Consider the following 18,632-nt stretch of genomic DNA (forward strand, 5'->3'; position numbering starts at 1 on the left):
CAGATTATGGATATAATATTTTCTATCTGGTGATTTAATATTACAATTTAAAATTTTCCATGTCAATGCAAATTTATAAAATCATTGATAAAATTATTTATGTTAGAAAGCTATGAGGTGAGGTTTATGCAGACAAAACAAACTGAATCGGGTACTCAAGCTATACAGCGTGCGCTGTCAATACTGAATTGCTTTGTAAGAGAGACTGACTCCTTGTCTCTCGCGAAAATATCAAAGCTAGTTGGCATACCATATTCAACAGCATCAAGAATTGTTGGCATATTAGAACAAGAATCATTTTTAATAAGAGATAAGCATACTAAACGGTATAGTTTAGGACGCCGTATATACGTGCTTGGATACTGTGCCAAACAAAGTGACTTTTTAAGAAAAGTTATTTACTCTTATTTGCAAAAATTAAGAGATGAATTTGAAGAAACTGCTGTAATATATATACGTGAAGACAACTACAGGGTATGCTTAGAAAAAGTTTCTGCCTTCCACAGCTTTAAATTTTCCCCAGCTATAGGAAGTAGATATGTTCTATGGGCAGGCGCTGGTGGCAGAGGATTCTTGGCATATGCTAGCCCACAAGAACAAGATTCTTTTATTAATGACTCTAGAAACTTGACAACTTTTACCAATACAGATAAAAAAAGTATTATGAAAGAACTCTACAATCTATGCAAAAATGGATATGCGTATTGTGTTAATGAATATCAGGAAGGATTTTCTTCCATTAGTGGACCTATTATAGATGGTGACAATAATTTATTGTGCACTATTGCTGTTACTGGACCGACATCTAGATTTACCCCATCAATTATTAATGGTTTAAAAACAAGAATACCGGAATATTGTTTGGAAATATCATCAACATTTGGGTGGAATGCGGAGACAAATCAAACAAACTGCTTATTTCCTAGCCCATCTTTAGATTATATCATGCAATGTCTCAACTAAAGCGAGAGTGTGAAGGTCTTTCTGTAAATAACTTCAGACTGCCGCTCTATGGCAGCTGGTGTGAATTTCAGAGTCTGTCCCCGATTCTGTATACGTTTATGGCGTTCCGGACATATCGTTTTTATCGTTTCGTCCGAACACATTAAAACCATAACTGCCCCGAGCCGTATGTCAACGACGTATTGTTCGGGGGATTTCTTCGTTTCTTAGCGCTGTCATTTGCCCTATTCCGGCATCCTTCCCTCAAAGTATATGGACAGCTGCGCGTGTATCTTTCCCCAGTCGGCGCGGCGGCCTGTCCATTTTTTCGTTATATCTATCATCGCAAGGTACAGCATTTTGAAGAGGCTGTCGTCTGTCGGGAATACTGACTTCGCTTTGGTCACTTTCCTCAGCTGCCTGTTAAATCCTTCTATTTCGTTCGTTGTGTAGATAAGTTTCCGGATCTCCTGCGGGTATTTGAAGTATGTGCTCAGGTTTGGCCAGTTATCTTTCCATGATTTGGATATCTTAGGATATTTCTTGTCCCATTTGTCTCCGAAGCCTTCAAGCGCTCCCAATGCCGACTGCTCATCAGGAGAGGTATAAACGGCTCTCAGGTCGTTCATGAGTTCTTTGATGTCTTTGTATGAGACGTATTTCCCAGAGTTGCGCAATTGGTGGATGATGCAATTCTGTATTTCCGTATTCTGGAATACTGCGTTGACGGCGGAGTCGAATCCTTTAAGGTTGTCTGTACAGGCGATGAAGATGTCTTCTACGCCTCTGTTCTTCAGGCTGTTTAATACTGAAGCCCAGTGCCCGATGAAGCGGGGCAGGCTCTACTTTGCGCTTTCGTTTTCCCCTACCCACATGCCGAGCACGTCTTTGCGTCCGTCAAGGTCTATGGCTATCGCTATGTAGACGGCTTTCTTTACTATCTGTCCTTCGCTTCTGACGTGGTAGTGTATGGCGTCGAGGTAGACGACTACTGCATAGACAGGTTCAAGTGGACGCTGCTGCCATTCCCTAGCCAACGGCAGTATTTTGTCGGTTATTCTGCTTACAGTGGTGTCCGATACGGAGATACCATATATGTCCCTGATGTGGTCTGAGATGTCGTCGGTGCTCATACCCTTTGCATACATTGATATGATTTTCTCTTCAATATCCTGGCTTATGCTTGTCTGGTTCTTTTTAAGGAGCTGAGGCTCGAACTCGCTTTTTCTGTCCCTGGGTACAGAGAGCTCGACGTTTCCGAAACTGGTGCGAAGGGTTTTTCCGCTGTGTCCGTTACGGCTGTTGTCCGTGTTCTTGTTCTTATAGACAATATGAGTTTTCTCTTTGCCTATCATAGCGAGTTCACCTAACAACAAAGCCGGGCGGCGCGCGTTATGGCAAAAAAATATAATCGTGATTATTATAATCACGATTATATTACAGGGCTTTTGGCGCGGGCTGCGTTGTGGGTTACCGGCTGCGCTCTTCTATCACCGCGGCGCCTATCGCGCCGGCGAACTGCGCTTTTTCCGGGGTTATCACCCGGCGGCCGGTTTTTTGTTCTATCAGGCGGGCGAGCAGGCGGTTCTGGGCGCAGCCTCCGGTGAAGCAGATTTCGCCGCCGTCGGAGACTCTCGACAGGAGGTTCGCGGCTCTCTGCGCCACGGAGTCGAGCAGGCCGAGGCATATCGAGTTTTTGTCCACGCCTTTGGCGAGGAGGCCGATGACTTCGGACTCGGCGAAGACGGTGCACATGTTGTTGATGGGCTGGAGTTCCGTATCTTCGGGGATGGAGCAGAAGTCCGCGAGCTTGCAGCCGAGGTGGGCCGCCATGCTTTGAAGGAATCGGCCGGTGCCGGCCGCGCATTTGTCGTTCATCAGGAAGTCGAGGACTTTGCCGTTTTCGTCTATTTTTATGACTTTCGAGTCCTGTCCGCCTATGTCGAGCACTGTGGTCGCCTCTGGCGCGAGCCGGTGGGCCCCCGCGGCGTGGCATGTTATCTCGGTGACGCGGTGGTCGGCGTCGAAGATGTTGCGTCCGTAGCCGGTGACGGTGATGTGTACGTCGTCGCGCTTGAGTATGTGCCCGCGGCGGCATACCTGGCGCACGGCTTTTTCTGCGCTTTCATTGAGATCCCATCCGGTCGGAGTTATGTAGTAGACGAAGCGCGCGCCGTTCCAGAGCACGCATTTGGTCGCCGTCGAGCCGATGTCCAGGCCTACGTTCGCCATTACAGCATCTCCGTGAAGGCGCCGAAGCGTGTCGCGAGCTGTCCGACGTCGCCCTGCGAGTAGTCGGTCTCGACCGCTATGTAGGGCACGCCTTCTTCGGCGAGGAAGCGTCTTATGTTGTAGCTTTCGACGTTGTAGGTGTGGCATGCCTGGAGTATCACGTCAACCACGGCGTCGGCCTTGTATTTTTTGACGTATTCGCGGATGAGCGAGATGCGTTCGTCGTTGGGGGACATGACGGAGCATGGGATGGAGAGGTATTTTTCCGTGAGCGCGTCTATCGGGTCTATGTCTTCGCGCACTTTGCGGCAGAACCCCTTGATGTTTCCGCAGTTTTCGAAGCCGACAACGAGCGAAGGGCTTTCGGAGTTTTCTATCGCGTCTACGACTTTTTCGAGCGATTTGCCCATCGGGCAGCCCGTTATGAGTATGCGGTGCGAGGATATGTCTTTGCGGCAGAGGCCGTTGGCGTAGGCTTCGAGTATAGCGTCAACGAGCTCGTTTACCTTGGCTACGCTCTTTTCGTAGTCGAAGGTGAATTTGAGGAAGTCGGAGACGAGCATTATCTCTTTGCCGCCGACCATCGGGACGGGGAGCGTCGCCGTGTCGTAGAAGCGCATCGCGGCCGCCTGCATTGAGTTGCGCAGCTCTATGGATTTGCGGAGCTTCTCGTCTGTTATCTCGACGCCGAAGCGTTCTTCGAGGACTTTCTTGAGCTTGATTATCTCATGTTTCCAGAGCTCGCGGCTCATTTCGTGCTTCGGGTCCTGCGGCAGCTGCATGACGTGGGTCGGGCGCAGCTCGTTCAGCAGCTCGTACATTTTTTTCTTGCCGTCGCAGGTGGTCTCTCCTATGACTATGTCGCAGAAGTGGAAGTACGGGCATGTGTCGGTGAGCGCGAAGCCGTAGCTCGACTTGATTAGCGGGCAGAGGTTGCGCGGCAGGTGTTTTTCCGCCGCCGATATAGGTTTGTCGCTCGTGCTGCAAAGCGAGACGGCGACGCCTCCGACGGCGTTGACCAGCTCCCACGGCGTGAAGGTGCAGTAGGTGCCGACGACGGGTACTCCCGCCTCTTTCAGTTCTTTTATGCGCACCGGGCCGTTGCGCACCGCTTCGCTCATTTCTTCTAATATCGCGTCTATTTTTTCAATATTGCTCATAATCGGCTCCCCTTTTTATTTCTGATTCAGTTCCAAAAGTTCGAGAATCCGCTCCGCCATTTCGCCGTATCCCTTCGTCGCGCGGCTGCGCGGACGCTCGAACGGGACTTCTATTTCTTCAAGCACGCGGCCGGGATGAGCGGTCATGACGACTATCCTGTCCGCGAGATATAGCGCCTCGTCCACGCTGTGCGTGACGAAGACGACCGTTTTTCTGTCCTGCTCCCATATCCTGAGCAGCTCGCGCTGGAGCAGTACGCGCGTGTGCGCGTCGAGAGCGCCGAAGGGCTCGTCCATGAGCAGCACTTCGGGGTTGTTGGCCAGGGCTCGCGCGATGGCTGCACGCTGGCGCATACCGCCGGAAAGCTCGTGCGGTTTCGCGTCCGCGAACTTTTCAAGCCCCACGCGCGCGAGGTAGTCCATCGCGACCTCACGGCGGCGTTTCGCCTCCATGCCGGCGAACTCGGGGCCCAGCGCCACGTTGTCGGCGACAGTGCGCCACGGCAGGAGCGAGTATTCCTGAAAGACCATGCCGCGCTCTTTGCCCGGCCCAGTCACGGGCGCGCCCTTGTATAATACTTCGCCGGACGTTGCGGCCTCGAGTCCCGCGACTACGCGCAGCCAGGTGGACTTGCCGCAGCCGGACGGGCCGAGCAGGCAGACGAATTCTTTGCCGCCGACCGCGATGCTGGCGTCCGCAATCGCCTCGAGCTTTCCGCCGCCGTCCAGGACGAACTCTTTGCGCAGATTTTTAGTCTCGATGAGCGGCGTCATCTTGAAAGCCTCTGCCACGCGAAGCATTTCGCCTCGAAGTACCGGAAGGCCGCGTCGAGCGCGAGGCCCACGGCGCCTATGCTGACCATGCCGGCTATGACTATGTCCGTGCGCGCCACTGTGTAGGCGTGCGTTATGACGTAGCCGATGCCGGAGATGCTGCCCGGCATCATCTCGGCGGCTACGAGGCACATCCATGCGACGCCGAGGCCGAGCCTCATGCCCGTCACTATCGACGGGGCCGCCGCCGGGAGCAGTATCTTCAAAAATATGTCGCGTTCGGATGCCCCGAGGACGCGAGCGGAATCTATCAGCGTGGAGCGCACGCTCGAAACGCCGTAGACCGTGTTGAGCAGTATCGGGAAAAAGGCGCCTATGAAAATAATGATGAGCATCGAAAATTTGATGTTGTTGAGAAAGACGTACCATTCGCCCTCTTCTACGCCGAGCATCGTCGCGAAGCTGGCTACGCCGAACCACGCGAGGACGAGCGGTATCCACGCGAGCGGCGGCATCGGGCGGAGGATCTCCACGAGCGGAGTCATAAAGCGGTTGACCTTTTTGTAATGTCCCATAAGTATGCCGAGCGGCAGGGCGAGGACGAGCCCCGCGGCGTAACCGCAGAACACGCGGATCGAGCTCATGCCGAGGTTCTGCATCAGTGAGCCGAGGCGGAGCAGATCTTTGTTCGGATGCATAAAGATAGTCCAGACCTGTCCGACGGTCGGAAGCACGACGTCGTTTTTAAGCTCTACGGCTATGACCTCCCATATCGCGAGCACGAGCAGCGGCGCGGCGCACGGCAGAAAAACCCTCTCAAAAAGAAATTTCATCTATTCCTCCGTAAAGCCCGCCGCGCGGAACATTCGCGCGGCGGCAGGCGGCCTCCGGCCGGAAAGAGCCGGAGGCGCGCCGTAAATTCTTACCTTGCGGACTTCGTGAAGCGGAAGTCGAATACCTGGTCCTGAACGTCGGCGAGCTTCTTGCCCTTGAGAGAGCCGGTGAGCTGTCCGAGCTCGTTGAGGATGTCGGGATAGAGCGAGGCGTTCTTCATCCACGTCGGAGTGACGGTCGTGGAGAGTCCCATAACGGCCTTCGAGATGACCTCGGGCTCTACGCCGAGCCAGTCGCCGGTGGCCTTGGCCGCCTCTTCCTTATTGGCGAGGCACCACTCACTGCTCACGGTCATGAGCTTCACGAAGGAGCGCAGCGCTTCGGGCTCTTCGGCTATCGCCTTGTCGCTGGCGGCTATGCAGCAGCATGGGAAGTCCGCCCATTCGCCCGCCGGCGGAAGCTCTTTAAGCTGGAGCACGATATGTCCCTGTCCCTTCGCCTCTACCACTTCGGGAGTCGGCGCGGGGATGACGGCGAACTCGACCTGCTTCGCGACCATCGCGGGGATGACGTTCGGGATGCCTTTGAGGTCCATCATAACTATGTCGGCCTGCTCCTTCGTCGCGTTCGCGTCGCCGGTCACGCGGAGGTTTGACTGCGCCATGGCGGCCTCGAAGACTATCTTAGGGGCGCTCGTCGGGGAGTGGTAGCCGACGGTCACGGGACGCTTCGACTCCTTGACGTACTTCTCGAAGCCGTCCCAGCCCTTAACGTCGATGTCGTTGCGCGCCACCATCGCGATGGCGTCCGACTGAAGCGGGGCTATGACTTTTATCTTCGCGCCGCTGTCTATGCCGGAGAGCATCGCGGGGAATGAGTTCGTCGTGAGGTCGAGGTGCCCCTGCGCGAAAAGCGTCGTGGCCTCGGAGCCGCTCTTCGTAACGACGACCTCAAGGCGCGCGACCTTCTTGCCGTTGTCGTAGAGGTCGAACTTCTCCTTCGGCACCACGGGCTTGAGCCATACGCCGAGATCCTTGAAATTCTCGCCCTCGGCCATCGCGACCATAAAAGCCTGCTGGTGCGTCGTCATCGTGTAGCTCGCACGGATGACCGGAACGTCCCCGGCGAACAACGGAGCGGCGAAGGCGAGTACGAGCGCCGCCGCCATCAAAGAGAGCAACTTCTTCATGAAACCATTCTCCTTCTGTATATATGATTTTTTTAAGCACGGCAAAGCCTCCCCCGTATATTGAAGGGGCCTCCGGCTAAAAAACTTATATAAGGAACTTTTGACTGCGGAAAGCTAGAAGGAGCCGTAACCGGAGCGGCCTTCGAGCGGAACTGTGCAGTCATGCGCCACGCGCATCACGCGGACCGCGAAGCGTCACGTCATTTTCATCACAGAACCGCACCCCCCTCCGGAATGAGAAATGATTAACATTCACTCGATTGCATTTTATAACACATCACGGGAATTTGCCACACCGCCGCCGCCGCGTGACGACGATATTTTGTCCGCGTGAACAAATTCGCGCCGCCGCGCGGCGGAGAGCGTACGCGCCGGACCATGCCAGTCCGCACGCCCGGCACGGCATATCCGCGGGCTCCGCACATACCGCGGAGGAAAGGAAAAACACGAAGCCCGCGCGCCCAATCCGTCAGTCAGACTATAAAAATCAAGGCGGAAGACGGCGAGACGCCGCAGAAGCCGCGCCGGACGCAGCCTCCGCCCGCCCCCGCGCGCCGCTTTGGCGGGCGGACGCAAAGAACCGCCTGGGCGCGCGGCCGATGGATGGCGCGCGCCCAGGCGCGGCGCGGAATGACGAGAAATCCGTCTTTCTCGCGATGTTTAACTATATACGGCGTAAGGCTCGCCGGCGGAGGCGGGACTTACAGCTCGACGTACCGTCCGAGCCCCTTCGCCTTCGCGAGCTCTAGGGCCTTTTTGCCAGTTGCCAGGTCGAGCGTCGCTATGCCGGTCGCGTCGAATATCGTAATCTCGTCAGGCGAGGTGCGCCCAGCCGCTTTCCCGGCGATTACGTCGCCGAGCTCTCCCGCCACATCTTTTTCTGAGATCACACCCTTCGCCGCCGCCAGCTCGAGCTCTCCGCATCTGAAGCACTGCGGCGTATCGTCGGTGAATACGCGCGCTCCGGCGAAAATCTCCGGCTCTATCTCCTCCTTGCCGGGCATGTCAGCTCCGACGCAGCTAAGGTGCAGCCCCGGCTTCACCCATTCTTTCTTTATTACAGGCGAGCGCGCCGGAGTCACGGTTATCGCAATATCGCTTTCGGCGAGCGCCGCGGCTATGTCCTCTGCGGCCTCGAACGAGACGGCGGAAGCGTCTATGCCGAAGGACTCGCGCAGCCGCTCGCGGCACGACGCGGCGAACTTCCTCGCGTTTTCCGCGTCGAGCGGGTCGGACACGCGCACGACGTCGATTTTCGGCATCAGCAGCAGCGACGCGGCGATTTGAAATATCGCCTGACGGCCCGCGCCGAGTATGAAAAGGCGGCGCGACTCCGGGCGCGCGAGAAGGCTCGCGCCGAGCGCCCCCGCCGCTCCCGTCCTCATGCAGGTGATGAAAGAGGCGTCCATCACGCCCTGCGGTATGCCGGTCTCCGAGTCGAATATCATCAGCATCCCCGTAAACACCGGCAGGCCGCGCTCCGCGTTGCCGGGAAAGCTGTTCAGCATCTTGAGGCCGTGGACTTTTTCGCCGAAGACGCAGCCGGACTTTATGTCCATAACGCCGCGCGGCTCCTCGAAATCGTATGAGATGAGCGGCCACACGGCGGTCTTCCCGAGCGATTTCTGTCTGTAGACCTCGCGCACTCCCTCTATCGCGCTCTTCATGTCGAGCACATTTTCTATGTCGGCCCTGCTCAGAAACATTATCTCCATAAGTTTTCCGTCCCTCCAAAACCGCCGCCGCCCGTAAAAACGCGGCGAAGCGCTATAAATTCGTGTAAAAACTTATTGATTTTTAGTGACTAATATGTTCCGCCCCAAAAACCGTCAGCGCGAACGCTCGGCCGCTTCGTTCGCATCGAGCTCCTTCAAATACTCGCCGAAACGCGCGAGCCCGGCTTTGAAATATTCGACGTCTCCGAAGCCGTAGCCGATGCGGAAACTGCGCTCCTGCTGGAAGCAGCCGCCCTGACAGACGAGCACGCCTTTCTTCGCGAGCAGATCTTCCGCGAATTTCTGCGCCGGCACGTCGTAGTCGTAATAAACGTAGGACGTCGGTCCAGCGCTGTCGCAGACGAGACGCAGCCGCGGCTGGGTACGCAGCCATTCGCGCAGAGCGGCGCGCCCCTCCTCGACGATTTTGCCGTTGCGCTTGTAGAAAACGTCCTTGTGCTCGAGTATTATCGCGGCGATCAGCTCGTTCAGCGGCCCTTCGCAGATGCTGTTGTAGGAGCGGCAGTTCATCAGCGCCTCTTTTATAGAAAGGTCGCGCGTGACGATCCAGCCGACGCGCGTCCCCGCGCTCGAAAATACCTTGCTCGTGCTGCTCGTGACTATGCCCTTTTCGTAGATGTCGCATATCGACGGCATATATTCGGCGCTCAGCCCGCGGTATATCTCGTCGCAGAGCACGTAGGCCCCGACGCCGCGCGCCATTTCCGCAATCTCTTCGAGTTCTTCCTTAGAGAAGCGGTAGCCGGTCGGGTTGCCGGGGTTCGTCAGACATATCATCTTCGTCCACGCGTCCACCATCGCGCGTATTTTTTCGAGATCGACGCGGTATTCCTCGCCCTCGCCGCAGTTGTAGACCCGCACCTCGGAGCCGAGAGCCGCCGGTATCGAGTAGTGCTGCTGGTAGCTCGGCAGGACGCAGACGACGTTCATGCCGGGGCCGCATAAAGCCTGGCAGACTATCGAATTAGCGCCTGTGCCTCCGTGTACAGATATGACCATCTCGGGCGTCACGCTTCCGTCGTAGAGCGCCGCTATCGCCGCCTTCAGCCTCGGCATCCCTTCGAAGTATCCGTAATGCAGGCTCATGACTTCGATCTCGCGGAAGAATTCCTCCCTGTCCGTCCCCGTAAGTTCCAGCATTTCGCCGACCGTCACGGGCTTGCAGCAGCTCGAGCCGAAGTTGTACTCCGCCTTGCCGTCGAGCGGGTTGAGCCAGAATTCCAGTTCAAAGCGCGCTATATCCATCGCAGCGTCCTCCTCTTTTTCGGTTTTCGTTTTTTTATCCTGTTCCGCGTATCTTTACGATATTTTCTCACGAAGAGGCGCGCCGTTTCAACGGCGCGTTTTTATATTGCGTAACAACGAATCCGCGATGATTTTATAGAGCCGCAGAAGCGCGCTTAGGCGGCAATGCTGGGTTGAATGCGAAGCTGTTTCGTCTATTTTCCGGCTAAGCGGCCTTTTCTGTTAAGCGTGTTATGTTTTATATTACAATATAAAGCCTTATAAATTATAATAAATTACATGAATTTACTTCGAGGGGGCCGGGCAGTGTATTATACTGTTTCCGATTTCGCGAATATGTACGCGGACGGGGTGAAGCTCGTCGCGGGCGGCGGCGGGATGTCACGTCCTATAGAGAACGTCGGGATACTCGACTACGAACTCGACCCTATGCTGAAGGAAAGGTATATGCGCACGAATTTCCAGGAGGGACAGTTTATCCTGACTTCCCTGCTTTTCGCCAAGGATTCGCCGCATTTGACGACGGAGGCGGTCAAGCATCTGGTTTCGCGCGGCGCGAGCGGTCTGGCTATACGCAACGTCTTCCGCCTGCCGCTTCCCGAGGCTGCCCTGCGTTACGCGGATTCCAAGAATTTCCCGGTTTTTCTTATTACTTCGGCGAAGCTGTATTTCGAGGATATCGTCTACGAGGCGCGCCGCCTCGCGGAGAGGATGAAGGACGTCTATTTTCCGCAGGGGGAGCTGGAGGCTGTTTTCTCCGGAGCGGAGGGCGGCGAGGGGGCCGCGCGGCGCGCGAGGCGCATAAATCCGTCGTTCGGCGAGCGTTTTTTCGCGATTTATATGCACGGCGCGGAGTATTTCGGCGAGCAGGATTTTATGGAATTTTACGGGAGGTACGAAAAAAGCCGCTTTTTCTCGCCGCGCGGCAGGCTGTGCCTTTATAAGCGAGGCGCGTTTTTTTTCTGCTCGGGCGATGAATGCGTCCGCGAGTCCGCCGCGGAGTTCCCGCGCGCCGTGGACCCTGAGGGGACGTGTTCCGTAGGGGCGAGCCGGGTTCATTTCAGCCTTCGAGAGTTCGGGGAGTGCGCGAAGGAGGCGCTTTACGCCGCGCTGATCAACGGCGAGTCGCCGGCGCCGTACCACATGTACGACGAGCTCGGGATATACAGGGCGCTGTTCCCCTTCGCTGAGAGGCCGGAAGCGGCGGCTTTCCGCGACGGCGTGCTCGACGCGGTGCGCGAGTACGACATAGAGAACGGCGCGGAGCTTATGCCGACTTTGGAGCGTTTCGCGGCGTCCGGCTGCGACGTGCGCGAAACGGCGAGAATCCTTGGAATTCACGAAAACACGGCGCGCTACCGTATGGAGAGGATAGCGGCTCTGACAGGGCTGAGCTTCCGCTCGCACGACCAGGCGGAGCAGCTTTCGCTGGCTGTGAAGTCGGCGCTCTGCGCGAAGCTCCTGGCGCGGCTCTAGCGGCGGACGCGCGTCAGCCTGCGAGGAAGCATCCTTTTTCGTGCGACTGTATCACGCCGACGGCCTGCAAGTACGCGTAGACGACTGTCGTGCCTACGAATTTCATGCCGCGCTTCTTTAAATCTTTTGAAACGGCGTCTGACAGCGGCGAGCTCGATTTTCCAGTTTCGCGCACAGTCCCGCCGTTAGTCCAGCCCCACAGGTAGTTTGCGAAAGTTCCGTATTCTTCGCGGATTTCGGCGAAGACGTGTGCGTTCGTCACTGCGGCGCGGATTTTGAGGCCGTTGCGGATTATGCCGGGGTCGTTCTTCAGCTCTTCGATTTTTTCATCTCCGTACGACGCGACGAGCTTCCAGTCGAAGCCGTCGAAGGCGCGGCGGAAGCTCTCGCGCTTGTTCAGCACGCACTCCCACGAAAGGCCGGCCTGAAAGCATTCGAGCAGCAGCATTTCAAAGAGTTTCCCGTCGTCGCGCTGCGGCACGCCCCATTCGCGGTCGTGGTAGGCGACGTACTTTTCGTTCTTGGGGTTGGCCCAGAAGCAGCGGGTTTTGCCGTCCGGCCAGCAAGGGGCTTTCGTCATCAGGGACGTTCCGTCTTCGTAAAGCGCCGGCCCCGGCGGCTATTTCTTATCGTCGAGCGGCGGCAGCGGCTTTATCTTCTCGCCGTCGGTGAATTCGCGCTGCGGCCCCTCGGCCTTGTCGTGGACCCAGTTTTCAAATTTGTCGTATATGGCGTCGGACCACGAGGGGTTGGGCCACCGCTTTTTCTTCGCCGTAAGCGCGAGGCAGCCGCACATCATGGCGCCGAAGTACAGATACGGATGCTGCGTCGCTAGCGCGAGGCCGAAGAATATGAAGCAAAGAGAAGCGAACAGATCTCTGAAAAACATTTACAATCACCTTTTATTTTCTCGTTTATCCGTCCGATATTATAACCTCATAAGCGCGCGGCAGAAAGCGGAAAAGACATATTCATGCGCGCCGCGCGCACAAAAAAACGGAGCCGCCACGCGAATGGACGGCTCCGTATGCTTTTGATTCCGTGCGGTCTTTCCGCGCTGTCCTACCAGGGCACACCGAGTACGACGTGCGGCAGGAAGAGGCAGACCTTCGGGATGTAGGCGGTGATGAGAAGCACCGGAATCCAGCAGAGCACCATGAAGGTGAGCGCCGGCTTCATTATCTCGTTGATGGGCGCGCCTCCCACTCGCCCGCTTAGATATAGGACCGGGGCCGCAGGCGGCGTTATGCAGCCGAGGGCCGTGTTGACTCCGACTATAGCCGCGTAATGGACGGGGTTGAAGCCGAGGTCGAGGATTATCGGAAGCAGTATCGGCGTCGTAAGGACGACGACGCTGATGTCGTCCATGAGCATTCCCATCAGGACGAGGAAGACGTTGATCATCATCATGACGACTATCGGGTTCGTCGAGATGGAATAGAAGAGATGCAGCACGCGTCCCGGAAGATCCTCAAGGATATAGAGGCGCGAGAGCATCGAGACGGAGTAGAGCATGACCATGATGACGCCGGTCGTGATGCCGCTTTCGACGACGATGTTGAAGAGTCCTCTCCACGAAAGTCCCTTGTAGACGTAGAGCCCTATAGGGATGCAGTAGAAGACGGCCAGCGCGGAGGCTTCGGTCGTCGTCATAACGCCGCCGTAGATTCCGCCGAGGACCATGAAGGGCATGACGAGCGCCGGTATAGCGAGACGTCCGCGCTTCATGAACATATCCATGCGTTCCTTGCCGGTGCGCTTGACTTCGACGAAGACTTCCTTATTGTTGCGGAGCATCCAGACGTTGATGATGCTGAGCAGCGCTATTGTGAAGACGCCGGGGCCGACCGTCGAAAGGAAGCACGAAAGGACGGAGATGCCGCTGATCCACGCGAAAATGATGAGAGTGGCGTTCGGCGGGATAAGGAGGCCGAGCAGCGATGCGTTCGCCATCAGCGCGCAGGCGTGTCCCATCGGGTAGCCGCCCTGCTTGAGGCGCGGGAACATTATGGCGCCGATGCAGGAGAGCGTCGCGCAGGCGGCTCCGCATATCGAGCCGAAGACGGCGCAGGAGATGACGGCGACGATGCCGAGTCCGCCGCGGATATGTCCGACGAAGACGTCTACCATATCTATGAGCTTCTCAGCTATGCGTCCGCGCTCCATGATGCCGCCCGCGAGGATGAACATAGCTATCGCTATAAGCGAAACGGAGTTCATCTGCGTGAAGCCGTAAGGCAGGAGCTGCGTGGCTGGGTAGCCCGCGCCGTTTGCGCCGCCGAAGAATATCAGCCACGCGCAGGAGGACATGAAGCTTACGGGTACGGGGACGCCTATCGTAAGGCAGAATATAAGTATAAGCAGAGCTACGTATATCATTAGTTCTTACCTCCAAAAAGCGCTTTTCCGGCCCTTATCGTATCCCAGAGGAAGTAGTAGGACATGGAAAGCAGTCCGAGGAATATGGCGGCGTAGGCCGTCCAGAGCGGGATTCTCCACGCGACGGTGCGCGGGATGGCGACGCCTGTCCCGAGCGGGCCGAGGAAGCCGAAGATGAAATAGTCCCAGCCGTACTTCGTGAAAAGCAGCGTCACGCCGAGCGTGATGAGGCATTTCACAAAGGTGAGGGTCCTCTTGAAAACCCCGTCCTTGAGATAGGCGCTTATAAGGTCCGCGGAAATGTGAGTCCCCGCGAAAGCCCCGTAGCCGGCTCCCATGAAGTAGAGCCAGAATGCGAATATCTTGACCCATTCCTCGTAGCCGTAGAGGTCCATCTGGAAAACATAGCGCATAAGCGTTGCGGCCGTAATGATGATCATCAGCAGCATGGACATTACGAAGCAGACCACTGAATAGAACGAGACGGTTATCTTGTCGAAGATGCACTTCGGCTGCCTTACGTTGAGGACTTCCTCCTCGCCCGCGCAGGCCGGCCCGGCTTCTTCGAGCATCTCAGTCTTCTTTTCATCAGATGACATTTAATAAGCTCCTTTCAGGCACGAAAACGCTGAGGGGAAAGACACGGCCCCTCAGGCGTTCACATGCTTATTTTTAACGACGTTGATAAACGGCGCTTTACAGCGATCCCATTTTCTCCGTGAATTCCTGCATCAGTTCGACGCCGACCCCCTGCTTCCCCATTTCGACCCAGGTCGCCATGCAGGCTTCCTTGATCGGGCGAAGCTCCTCTTCGGTGTATCTGAATACCTTGACGCCCTTCTCCTCCATGAGTTTCATATACTTCTCGTCCTCCGCCTGAGCGTTGTCTATCGAGAGCAGAGTGTACTTCTTGGCCACGTCGCGGAAGACCTGCTGATCCTCCGGCGTCAGCTTCTGCCACGATTTGTCGCTGATCATGATTCCGAGATACTCCATGGAGTAGTTCGTAGCGTACCAGTATTTCACGACGTCGCCGAGGATCGTGTACGCCGCGGCTGTCGGATATCCGTCCGCCGCGTCGCAGACGCCGGTCTGCATCGACTGATAAACGTCGGGATAGGGTATCGTGATGGGACGGAAGCCCATAGCCTTGGCTCCGGTCACGTACGACACCATGTTCGGGACTCGCGTAAGCACGCCTTTGTCCACCTTAGGGTTGAGCGGCTCGATAAGAGGCTTCGTCGAAGCTATGCCTATAAAGCCCTCGACGTACGACCCTAACAGGTGGACGCCTACGGAATTAAGAAATTCGTCGAGTTTCGTCGGGAACCAGGCCCCGGGCGTAAGAGCCTTCTTGGCCGACTCGTAGCCCGTGACGAAGCCGTTCGCGTAAGTCATTTCGAGACGCGGGTCAAAGTCTGTCGCAAGCGACATGCACGCCATATCCACCGTCCCGCGCATCATCTCTTCCATGACTAGCGTATAATTTCCGAGCTGTCCCGCCGGATAAGTCTTTATCTCGACGCGGCCGTCGGTTCCTTCGTTGATCTCTTTCGCCATCGCCTCCATAGTCTTCGTCGCCATGTGGTCGGGCGGAGACTGTCCGGCGAAGCGGAAGACGAGCGGCGCGGCTATGGCGGGGCTTGCCAAGGCTACGAAAATAAATAGTGCAGCTACTGTAAGCGCAAATCTCCTCATAAAAAACTCTCCCTTCAGAATCATCAGTTCAGCTGCTAAAGAAAACGCTCCCAGCACCGGCAAAGCAGCCGTTTTCAACCCTCCTCCTGCACAGTTTCCCGCACTGTATAAAATTGTGTAAAAATGTTGTAGTGCGTGCAAATTAAGTTACAACAAACGCACGCTTCTGTCAATTATTTTTCACACAATTCTGCGCCGCTTTTTTAATTCATAGCACACGGTTTGATAATTTTATAACAAAGGTTTAATTATCATCTCCGCGGCAGTGAACGCAAAGCTGTAAAATCCTATATTCTCATATCAAGGTGCAAAAACTTTTCCATTTAAAGTCTGCCTGGCAAAGTTTATATAAAATATAAAAAACTTTCTGACACTGGCAGATAATAATTAGCCTATTAGCTTTGAAGCTTAATTTTATAAAAGTCCCCTATCTTAAAAAAACCGCTCCCGCCAGCCCGAACGCCATAAGCATCGCCGACGGACGCTCCTTACAGAATTTACTGTACTTTATAAGCACGATCCCGGCGCAGAACATCGCGACAGCCTTCCATCCGTTCTGCCACGTCGCCGAAAACGGCGATATGACCGAAAGAGTGAGCAGCCCGGCGACTATCGGACGCAGAACCGACTTGAACTTTTTTCCGCCCTCCGCGCTGACGCGCCTGAGCGCGAGCAGGACGACGCAGAGCGCCGCCACCGGGGCCGCCACGAGAGCGGCCGTCGCGAAAAGCGAGCCGAGGAATCCCGCCTGCTGGTATCCCGCGAATGTCGCGGCGTTTATCGCTATCGGCCCGGGAGTGACCTGCGAGACTGCGACAAGCTGGTTAAAGCCGTCGCTCGTCATCCAGCCGTTCTTTATAACGAGCTGGTACTCTATCAGCGGAAGAGTAGAAAGCCCGCCGCCGAAAGCCGTTATGCCGACCTGCAGGAACGCCCAGACGAGCTCGGCTATCTTCCCGGTCATGCCGCAATCCTCTCGTGCGCGTATTGGAGCGCGAGCGCCCCCGCCATAGCGGCGAACGGATGGATGTGGAAAACGCCTATCGCAGATATGACGAGGGCGTACGGCACGACGTTCCACCACTTGCCGGCGAGCGCGTTCTTAACGTTGTCAACTATTACGAGCGCTATCATCGCGCTCGTCCCCGCGAGCACCCCTCTGAAAAATCCTTTGACCGCGGGAACGTCGGAATATTTAATGACGAATGGCGACAGCAGCAGGATTATCAGAAACGGCGGAAGCACGGCTCCGGCGGAAGCGGCGATGCTTCCGGCGAGCCCTTTGTAATGCCTTCCCATGAGCCACGAGATAGACACGGCGATAGGCCCAGGCATAGACGCCGCGAGGCTCACCATATCGGCGAATTCCTCAGGGTCTATGTCGCGCCGCTTTTCCTGTTCGAGCTGCACCAGTCCGAGAATGACTATGCCTCCGCCGAACGTCACCGCGCTTATTCTAAAAAAGAAAACGAAGAGTTCCCATAAGCTCATATTTCAAACCCCTGTTATCTCTATCCGAACATATTATATAACAACTCTGAAAATCTGATAGCAACCGATAAAACAGCATTGTTAAACAGATATATCAGATTATAAAATACGCGCGGACAAAAGGACAACGTATTTTGCCTATTTTTGTCACGCGCACAATCCGGCGCTGCAAAAGAGGTGGAAAAATTGGAGCGGCGCGGGACTGCGGAACTACTTTATATTGTAAAATCAGACGGTGTAATTCTAAACTGACAGAAGGTGCGTTAAGTATGTTCAATAAAAAAATACTGGCGGCCGCCGCGGCCGCCGCGGCGATATCGGGACAGGCGTGGGCCGGACAGACGGAGGCCGGCGCGGCGCGAATGATCGGCGAAGCGCTGAGGGACGAATTCCGCCCGGAGAGCGTCAGCGTCACCGTCGCGGACGGCGCGAGGCGCGCGTGGGCTGAATGCCTCGGCGCGGACATATCGGGGATAAGGATAAAGGAGGTCAGGCTAGACGCCGTCATAGACCCGGCTGGCGTCGAAAGTGCGCGGAGCGGAGAGGATATAATGTCCTGCATCGAGAGTTCGCGCGGCGAGATAACGATAGCCGAGCGCGACGTCAACGAATATTTTGAAAGGAACGGAGGCGCGAGCGGATTCAGCAGCCTCAGGTTCGACTTCACGCCGAATGGGTACAGGGCGAAGGGGCGCTTCGAGGCGGAGCTGCTCGTCGTAAAGCTCGACCTGAACCTTGAGGCCGAGGGAAGGCTCGGCCTGCGCAGCGACGGAGTCTATCTCGAAGACACAATCCTCTACGCGGAGGGAGCGAAGCAGTCAGACTCGATAACGGAGCTCGTCACGAGCAAGGTGAATCCGCTGCTCTCGTTCTCCAACATACCGTTCCCGGTCGAATTCAGCTCTATAAAAATGAGCGGCTCAGAGGCTACGATGACCGGAAACCCAGAAAAGCCCGGAAAGGGCGAGCGCTGGAGCTGGAACAGGTAAAAGAACAATCGGCGTCTGAACGGCGGTCCGCCTTCCGTGAAAACGAGAGGGCGGATTTTTTTCGCTCTTATATAAGTCAGTATTAATCAACTGTTATAAACACTTTTTATATCTGATTTCAAAGCAAAAATATATATTTTTCGGAATTACACATACTTAAACACAACTTTTATCCACACCATGTGAATAATTCACAGACTTTGAAGGGCTCTATACGCTTAAACGCAACTACAGAGCGGAACGGCGCCCAAAATGTCTGATTTTGCTTATTTAATGAAACGGGAAAAAGCTTACTATAAGTATTTGCTTTATACACATTATGGTAATAACTTTGTAAAAATCATTTTTTACGCATTTTCCGCAGAAAAAAGAACTTCGTCAGCCATCGTCAAATAGTCTGATTTTTAGATTTTCGGCTGAAAAACTTCTCTGTATCTGGATATACACTTTTACACATATACATGTGATTCTGCCTGTGAATATGTGT

17 protein-coding genes and 1 pseudogene are annotated in these 18,632 nt (G+C 55.4%); 3 read left to right on the plus strand and 15 right to left on the minus strand.

All coding sequences use genetic code 11. From position 1 onward, the window contains the following. Nucleotides 1-126: 126 nt before the first annotated feature. Nucleotides 127-963, plus strand: coding sequence for an IclR family transcriptional regulator (locus tag B5F39_RS07815; RefSeq protein WP_158095985.1), 837 nt, complete (start codon nt 127-129; stop codon nt 961-963). Between the two features lie 224 nt (nt 964-1,187). Here B5F39_RS07815 and B5F39_RS14600 read toward each other — a convergent pair. From B5F39_RS14600 to B5F39_RS07855, 8 genes and pseudogenes are all read right to left on the minus strand, one after another. Beyond that, nucleotides 1,188-2,297, minus strand: a pseudogene (locus B5F39_RS14600) (IS256 family transposase). A 115-nt stretch (nt 2,298-2,412) separates the two neighbouring features. Further along, entirely contained in the window at nt 2,413-3,174 is a 762-nt protein-coding gene (locus B5F39_RS07825; protein WP_087365649.1) for an acyl-CoA dehydratase activase, read from the minus strand. Further along, entirely contained in the window at nt 3,174-4,334 is a 1,161-nt protein-coding gene (locus B5F39_RS07830) for a double-cubane-cluster-containing anaerobic reductase (RefSeq protein WP_087365650.1), read from the minus strand. The genes B5F39_RS07825 and B5F39_RS07830 overlap by 1 nt, the downstream gene beginning before the upstream one ends. Nucleotides 4,335-4,349: 15 nt before the next feature. Next, the gene (locus B5F39_RS07835; RefSeq protein ID WP_239391181.1) at nt 4,350-5,126 is read right to left on the minus strand and encodes an ABC transporter ATP-binding protein; all 777 of its coding nucleotides are present in this window, start codon (nt 5,124-5,126) and stop codon (nt 4,350-4,352) included. Further along, complete coding sequence (locus tag B5F39_RS07840; protein WP_087365654.1) at nt 5,105-5,941, minus strand: ABC transporter permease; 837 nt, start codon at nt 5,939-5,941, stop codon at nt 5,105-5,107. The genes B5F39_RS07835 and B5F39_RS07840 overlap by 22 nt, the downstream gene beginning before the upstream one ends. An 89-nt stretch (nt 5,942-6,030) precedes the next feature. Beyond that, the gene (locus tag B5F39_RS07845; protein WP_087365656.1) at nt 6,031-7,131 is read right to left on the minus strand and encodes an ABC transporter substrate-binding protein; all 1,101 of its coding nucleotides are present in this window, start codon (nt 7,129-7,131) and stop codon (nt 6,031-6,033) included. 701 nt (nt 7,132-7,832) lie between these two features. Next, complete coding sequence (locus tag B5F39_RS07850) at nt 7,833-8,846, minus strand: ornithine cyclodeaminase family protein (RefSeq protein WP_087365658.1); 1,014 nt, start codon at nt 8,844-8,846, stop codon at nt 7,833-7,835. 114 nt (nt 8,847-8,960) lie between these two features. Further along, nucleotides 8,961-10,112 (minus strand): aminotransferase class I/II-fold pyridoxal phosphate-dependent enzyme, encoded by a 1,152-nt coding sequence (locus B5F39_RS07855; protein ID WP_087365661.1) that lies wholly within the window; start codon nt 10,110-10,112, stop codon nt 8,961-8,963. Between the two features lie 306 nt (nt 10,113-10,418). Between B5F39_RS07855 and B5F39_RS07860 the strand changes: the two genes are divergently transcribed. Beyond that, entirely contained in the window at nt 10,419-11,588 is a 1,170-nt protein-coding gene (locus tag B5F39_RS07860; protein WP_158095986.1) for a PucR family transcriptional regulator, read from the plus strand. 13 nt (nt 11,589-11,601) lie between these two features. Here B5F39_RS07860 and B5F39_RS07865 read toward each other — a convergent pair whose 3' ends face one another. From B5F39_RS07865 to B5F39_RS07895, 7 genes are all read right to left on the minus strand, one after another. Continuing rightward, nucleotides 11,602-12,168, minus strand: coding sequence for a DNA-3-methyladenine glycosylase I (locus tag B5F39_RS07865; protein ID WP_087365664.1), 567 nt, complete (start codon nt 12,166-12,168; stop codon nt 11,602-11,604). Between the two features lie 39 nt (nt 12,169-12,207). Further along, nucleotides 12,208-12,477 carry a hypothetical protein gene (locus B5F39_RS07870; protein ID WP_087365666.1) on the minus strand — a complete coding sequence of 90 codons (270 nt, stop codon included), beginning with the start codon at nt 12,475-12,477 and terminating at the stop codon, nt 12,208-12,210. A gap of 173 nt (nt 12,478-12,650) precedes the next feature. Then, nucleotides 12,651-13,967 carry a TRAP transporter large permease gene (locus tag B5F39_RS07875; RefSeq protein WP_087365669.1) on the minus strand — a complete coding sequence of 439 codons (1,317 nt, stop codon included), beginning with the start codon at nt 13,965-13,967 and terminating at the stop codon, nt 12,651-12,653. Then, nucleotides 13,967-14,566 carry a TRAP transporter small permease subunit gene (locus B5F39_RS07880; protein ID WP_087365672.1) on the minus strand — a complete coding sequence of 200 codons (600 nt, stop codon included), beginning with the start codon at nt 14,564-14,566 and terminating at the stop codon, nt 13,967-13,969. Before B5F39_RS07880 ends, B5F39_RS07875 begins: the two co-directional genes overlap by 1 nt. Before the next feature lie 97 nt (nt 14,567-14,663). Next, nucleotides 14,664-15,665, minus strand: coding sequence for a TRAP transporter substrate-binding protein DctP (dctP, locus tag B5F39_RS07885; protein WP_087365674.1), 1,002 nt, complete (start codon nt 15,663-15,665; stop codon nt 14,664-14,666). A 427-nt stretch (nt 15,666-16,092) separates the two neighbouring features. After that, nucleotides 16,093-16,629, minus strand: coding sequence for a chromate transporter (locus B5F39_RS07890; protein ID WP_087365676.1), 537 nt, complete (start codon nt 16,627-16,629; stop codon nt 16,093-16,095). Then, nucleotides 16,626-17,156 carry a chromate transporter gene (locus tag B5F39_RS07895; protein WP_087365678.1) on the minus strand — a complete coding sequence of 177 codons (531 nt, stop codon included), beginning with the start codon at nt 17,154-17,156 and terminating at the stop codon, nt 16,626-16,628. The genes B5F39_RS07890 and B5F39_RS07895 overlap by 4 nt, the downstream gene beginning before the upstream one ends. A 269-nt stretch (nt 17,157-17,425) precedes the next feature. Between B5F39_RS07895 and B5F39_RS07900 the strand changes: the two genes are divergently transcribed. After that, on the plus strand, nt 17,426-18,145 hold the full coding sequence (locus B5F39_RS07900) for an LmeA family phospholipid-binding protein (protein WP_087365679.1): 720 nt from the start codon (nt 17,426-17,428) through the stop codon (nt 18,143-18,145). Nucleotides 18,146-18,632 lie beyond the last annotated feature (487 nt).

The organism is Cloacibacillus sp. An23, from assembly GCF_002159945.1.
In the GTDB taxonomy this organism is placed as follows: domain Bacteria; phylum Synergistota; class Synergistia; order Synergistales; family Synergistaceae; genus Caccocola.